This is a genomic window from Fulvivirga sp., assembly GCF_040220315.1.
Lineage (GTDB): Bacteria > Bacteroidota > Bacteroidia > Cytophagales > Cyclobacteriaceae > Fulvivirga.
Genome location: NZ_JAVJUY010000262.1, coordinates 1 through 4,903, shown reverse-complemented (window position 1 = coordinate 4,903; position 4,903 = coordinate 1). Strand labels below are relative to the sequence as shown.

At 38.1% G+C, this 4,903-nt stretch carries 11 protein-coding genes and 1 pseudogene; all 12 read right to left on the bottom strand.

All coding sequences use genetic code 11. From position 1 onward, the window contains the following. Positions 1-108 (bottom strand): annotated as a pseudogene (locus RLO81_RS12710) (30S ribosomal protein S14); the annotation flags it as partial. A gap of 5 nt (positions 109-113) precedes the next feature. After that, positions 114-665, bottom strand: coding sequence for a 50S ribosomal protein L5 (gene rplE, locus RLO81_RS12705; RefSeq protein ID WP_350112077.1), 552 nt, complete (start codon positions 663-665; stop codon positions 114-116). Position 666: 1 nt separating this feature from the next. Then, positions 667-984, bottom strand: coding sequence for a 50S ribosomal protein L24 (gene rplX, locus RLO81_RS12700; RefSeq protein ID WP_350112074.1), 318 nt, complete (start codon positions 982-984; stop codon positions 667-669). Positions 985-999: 15 nt separating this feature from the next. Beyond that, on the bottom strand, positions 1,000-1,368 hold the full coding sequence (gene rplN / locus RLO81_RS12695; RefSeq protein WP_205722292.1) for a 50S ribosomal protein L14: 369 nt from the start codon (positions 1,366-1,368) through the stop codon (positions 1,000-1,002). A 1-nt stretch (position 1,369) separates the two neighbouring features. Then, positions 1,370-1,627, bottom strand: a complete 258-nt coding sequence (gene rpsQ, locus RLO81_RS12690) for a 30S ribosomal protein S17 (protein WP_205722293.1) — start codon at positions 1,625-1,627, stop codon at positions 1,370-1,372. 7 nt (positions 1,628-1,634) lie between these two features. Next, on the bottom strand, positions 1,635-1,829 hold the full coding sequence (gene rpmC, locus RLO81_RS12685; RefSeq protein WP_205722294.1) for a 50S ribosomal protein L29: 195 nt from the start codon (positions 1,827-1,829) through the stop codon (positions 1,635-1,637). 7 nt (positions 1,830-1,836) lie between these two features. After that, positions 1,837-2,256: a 50S ribosomal protein L16 gene (gene rplP / locus RLO81_RS12680; protein ID WP_350112069.1), complete on the bottom strand. Its 420-nt coding sequence runs from the start codon at positions 2,254-2,256 to the stop codon at positions 1,837-1,839. A 48-nt stretch (positions 2,257-2,304) separates the two neighbouring features. Further along, positions 2,305-3,027, bottom strand: coding sequence for a 30S ribosomal protein S3 (rpsC, locus tag RLO81_RS12675; RefSeq protein ID WP_350112067.1), 723 nt, complete (start codon positions 3,025-3,027; stop codon positions 2,305-2,307). Next, positions 3,027-3,416: a 50S ribosomal protein L22 gene (gene rplV / locus RLO81_RS12670; RefSeq protein WP_350112064.1), complete on the bottom strand. Its 390-nt coding sequence runs from the start codon at positions 3,414-3,416 to the stop codon at positions 3,027-3,029. The genes rpsC and rplV overlap by 1 nt, the downstream gene beginning before the upstream one ends. Positions 3,417-3,418: 2 nt before the next feature. Beyond that, positions 3,419-3,697 carry a 30S ribosomal protein S19 gene (gene rpsS / locus RLO81_RS12665; RefSeq protein ID WP_205722298.1) on the bottom strand — a complete coding sequence of 93 codons (279 nt, stop codon included), beginning with the start codon at positions 3,695-3,697 and terminating at the stop codon, positions 3,419-3,421. Continuing rightward, positions 3,697-4,521, bottom strand: a complete 825-nt coding sequence (gene rplB, locus RLO81_RS12660; protein ID WP_350112061.1) for a 50S ribosomal protein L2 — start codon at positions 4,519-4,521, stop codon at positions 3,697-3,699. Before rplB ends, rpsS begins: the two co-directional genes overlap by 1 nt. Positions 4,522-4,532: 11 nt before the next feature. Further along, positions 4,533-4,820, bottom strand: coding sequence for a 50S ribosomal protein L23 (gene rplW, locus RLO81_RS12655; protein ID WP_350112058.1), 288 nt, complete (start codon positions 4,818-4,820; stop codon positions 4,533-4,535). Positions 4,821-4,903 lie beyond the last annotated feature (83 nt).

Below are 4,903 nucleotides of genomic sequence, written 5' to 3'. Positions count from 1 at the left end.
CAATGCTTCGTAATCACCAGCTTCTTTAAGAGCTTTTCTTTTAGCAGCATATTTTGCCACTAATCTTTCTCTTTTTAATTCTCTTGCTTTTACTGCTGCTCTTGCCATAATATTTAGTTTTTGCTTGCGAATGGCATACCGAATGCCTTCAACAGTTCGTAACTTTCTTCATCAGAATCAGCGGTGGTCACAAAAGTGATGTCCATTCCGTTGATTTTATTTACTTTCTCAATACTGATTTCAGGGAAGATTATTTGTTCTTTTACACCCAATGTATAATTACCTCTACCATCAAATCCTTTATCACTTACGCCTTTGAAATCTCTTACCCTCGGTAAAGCAATAGAAAGAAGTCTGTCTAAGAATTCGTACATCTTATCACCTCTTAAAGTTACTTTTGCACCAATTGGCATTTCTTCTCTTAACTTAAAGTTAGAGATTGACTTCTTGGACATTGTAGGTATAGCTTTCTGACCAGTGATTACGGTAAGCTCTTCTACACCCACATCTACTAATTTTTTATCAGCTACAGCAGCCCCGATACCCTTGTTTAGGCATATCTTTGTTACTTTAGGTACTTGCATGATTGAACTGTATTGAAATTTTTCCTTTAATGCAGGAATAATTTCTTTCTGATATTTCTCTTTTAATCTCGGACTAGCCATTTTAAATAATTTCTCCAGTTTTCTTAGAATATCTCTGCAACTTGCCTTTATCGTCAAGCTTTCTACCTGTTCTGGTAGCCTCACCAGAAGCCGGATCAACAAGCATTAGATTGCTTAAATGAACTGCCGCTTCTGTTTTTTCAATTCCACCTTCAGGCTTTGTAGCTGATGGTTTTACGTGTTTTGTAACTACGTTTACTCCTTCTACTACTGCTCTGTTTTTATCAGTAACAACCTCAAGAACAACCCCTGTTTTACCTTTAGAGTTACCAGAGATTACCTTTACGGTGTCACCTTTTTTTATGTGTAATTTTTTCATCTTCTTAATCTACTATTAAAGTACTTCAGGAGCCAATGAAACAATTTTCATGAATTGCTTTTCTCTCAATTCCCTTGCAACAGGGCCGAATATACGTGTACCTCTTGGTTCATCGTTCGGATTCAATAATACTGCAGCGTTATCTTCAAATCTGATATAAGAACCATCTTTTCTTCTTACCTCTTTCTTTGTTCTTACTACTACAGCTCTTGAAACAGTTCCTTTTTTAAGGTTACTTGAAGAAAGTGCTGACTTCACTGATACAACAATTTTGTCACCTACTGAAGCATACTTCTTGCCCGTACCTCCCAACACTCGGATACATAGAACTTCCTTAGCTCCACTATTATCCGCAACATTTAATCTTGACTCTTGTTGTACCATTTTATTTAGCCTTTTCTATGATTTCAACTAATCTCCATCTTTTGTTTTTACTCAGAGGACGAGTTTCCATAATACGCACAGTATCTCCGATACCACATTCGTTTTTATCGTCATGAGCCGTAAACTTGGTAGTTTTGTTCACAAACTTACCATACATAGGGTGCTTTTCTTTTCTGTGAACAGCAACAGTGATAGACTTCTCCATCTTGTTACTTACCACTTGCCCTACTCTTTCTTTTCTTAATTTTCTTGCTTCCATCTTACTTTTAATTTGCAAGTTCTTTAGCCCTTAACTCGGTTTGTAGTCTAGCAATTAGTTTGCGGGATTCTCTTATTTTCATAGGATTCTCTATTGGAGAAATCTCGTGAGCAAACTTTAGTTTTCTATAAGCTTCTTTTTCGCTTACCAACTTTTGCTTCAATTCATCAAGGCCTAATGCTTTTATTTCTGAATTTTTCATATCGCTATTATTCAACGTAATCTCTACGAACAACAAACTTCGTTTTTAAAGGAAGCTTTTGTTGCGCTAATCTTAACGCTTCTTGTGCTAATTCCTTTTTTACACCACCTGCTTCGAAGAGAATAGTGCCTGGCTTCACAACTGCTACCCAGTATTCTGGAGCACCTTTACCTTTACCCATTCTAACTTCTGCCGGCTTTTTAGTTATTGGTTTGTCAGGAAAAATCCTGATCCATACCTGACCTTCTCTTTTCATTGCTCTGGTCATTGCAATCCTGGCAGCTTCTATTTGTCTTGAAGTAATCCATCCTGGCTCCATTGCTTTGATTCCGAATGCACCAAAAGAAATAGTATGTCCTCTTTGGGCAATACCTTTTATTCTGCCTTTCTGCTGTTTTCTGAACTTTGTTCTTTTCGGCTGTAACATATCTTTATGTCTTTAGGTCACATCTATTCGTGACTCAACGTTTACTAATTACTTCTTTCTACTTCTTTTAGGACCGTCACCTCTTTTTCTTCCGCCTCCGCCTTGGCTTTGGTTACCACCTCCAACATTAGGAGAAAGGTCTCTCTTTCCATAAACTTCGCCTTTGAAGATCCATACTTTGATACCGATTTTACCGTATACAGTGTTTGCTTCACTGATCGCATAATCTATATCTGCTCTTAGTGTATGTAGAGGAATTCTACCTTCCTTGTACTGTTCAGATCTTGCCATTTCAGCGCCACCTAATCGACCAGAAACTTTCACTTTAATACCTTGAGCACCAACTCGCATTGAAGAAGCAATAGCCTGCTTCATTGCTCTACGGTAAGAAATTCTAGCTTGTAACTGCTGAGCGATAGACTCGCCAACAAGTTTGGCATCTAATTCAGGTCTTTTTATTTCGAAGATGTTGATTTGTACATCTTTACCAGTAAGCTGCTTTAACTCTTCTTTAATCTTATCCACCTCAGAACCACCTTTACCAATAACAACGCCCGGACGTGCCGTATGTACTGTTAGCGTGATTCTTTTTAATGTTCTTTCGATAACTACTTTAGAGATTCCTCCTTTAGGAATACGGGCACTTACGTATTTTCTGATTTTATGGTCTTCAACCAATTTATCAGCGAACGTATCGCCACCATACCAAGCTGAGTCCCAGCCTCTAACGATGCCTAATCTAAACGCTATTGGGTTTACCTTCTGTCCCATTATTTGTCTTTTTTATCTTTAGTCTCTACTTTTTCTTCAGTTTGTGGAGCCGCACTGTCAAGTACGAGAGTTACATGGTTAGATCTTTTTCTAATTCTGTGTGCTCTACCTTGCGGAGCCGGTCTTAATCTTTTTAAGATTCTACCACTATCTACAGTGATAGTTTTAACAAAAAGATCTGCATCCTCAAGATCCACATCCTGGTTTTTCTGCTGCCAGTTTGAGATGGCTGACAACAATAATTTCTCTAGTCTAGCTGCACCTTGTTTAGGCTCAAACTTCAAAATGTTTAAGGCCTTGTTCACCTTTTCACCTCTGATAAGATCAGCTACTAACCTCATCTTACGTGGAGAGGTAGGTACGTTATTTAATTTAGCTACTGCCTCCATAATTATCTCTTGCCTTTATCTTTTTTACCAACGTGACCTCTGAAATTTCTGGTAGGTGCAAATTCACCAAGCTTGTGTCCTACCATGTTTTCAGTTACATATACAGGTATAAATTTATTGCCATTGTGTACGGCAAATGTGTGTCCTACGAAATCAGGAGATACCATTGATCTTCTAGACCATGTTTTGATTACAGACTTTTTACCTGATTCATTCATGGCTTCTACCTTGTTCTCTAGCCTAAAGTCTATATAAGGCCCTTTTTTTAGTGATCTTGCCATTATTTCTTACCTCTACTTATGATTAGATTATTTGAATACTTTTTAGGTGTTCTTGTCTTCTTACCTTTTGCGTATAATCCAGTTCTTGATCTTGGATGCCCACCTGAAGACTTACCTTCACCACCTCCCATTGGGTGATCAACCGGGTTCATAGCTACACCTCTTGTTCTTGGTCTTCTTCCTAACCATCTGTTTCTACCAGCCTTACCCAAGTTCACATTCATGTGATCTGAGTTAGATACTGCACCAATAGTGGCAAGGCAAGTAACTAATACTCTTCTTGTTTCACCTGATGGTAATTTGATCGTAGCGTATTTTCCTTCTCTAGCTAAAAGTTGAACGTATGATCCAGCACTTCTTGCCATTGCACCGCCTTTACCTGGCTTAAGCTCCAGGTTGTGGATGATTGTGCCTAAAGGAATTTTGCTAAGAGGAAGAGCATTTCCAACTTCAGGAGCTACATTCTCTCCCGACACTATTTCTTGTCCTACCTTCAGTCCTTCGGGTGCAATAATATATGCTTTCGCTCCGTCTGCATAATAAAGTAATGCAATACGAGCAGATCTTGTTGGGTCATACTCAATCGCTTTAACCGTTGCAGGAACATCGAATTTATTCCTTTTGAAGTCGATAATTCTGGATTTTTTCTTATGACCACCGCCAATGTAGCGCATAGTCATCTTACCAGTATTATTTCTACCTCCAGTTCTTTTCTTAGTTACAACCAAAGACTTCTCTGGAGTATCCTTTGTGATCTCTGTGAAGCCTGGTGCTACTCTGTATCTCTGTCCGGGTGTAACCGGTCTTAATTTTTTAATCGCCATTTTCCGCTAAATTATATTTCGCTATAAAAATCGATTACATCACCTTCAGAAACCGTTACGATTGCCTTCTTATACGAAGAACTTCTTCCAGTAATAACTCTTGACTTTGTGAATCTAGACTTGGACTTACCTAAGTAGTTCATGGTATTAACACTTTCTACTGTAACTCCGTACATCTTCTCCACTTCTCTTTTAATCTCTACTTTATTGGCTTTTCGATCTACAACGAAACCATACATGCCTTTTTCATTTAAAGCAGATACCTTTTCCGTAACCAATGGCTTTACTAAAACGCTCATTATTATTTCTTCAATAGGTTATCAATTTTCTCAATTGATCCTTCACTAAGGATCAAGTTATCTGCATTCAAAACATCGTAAGT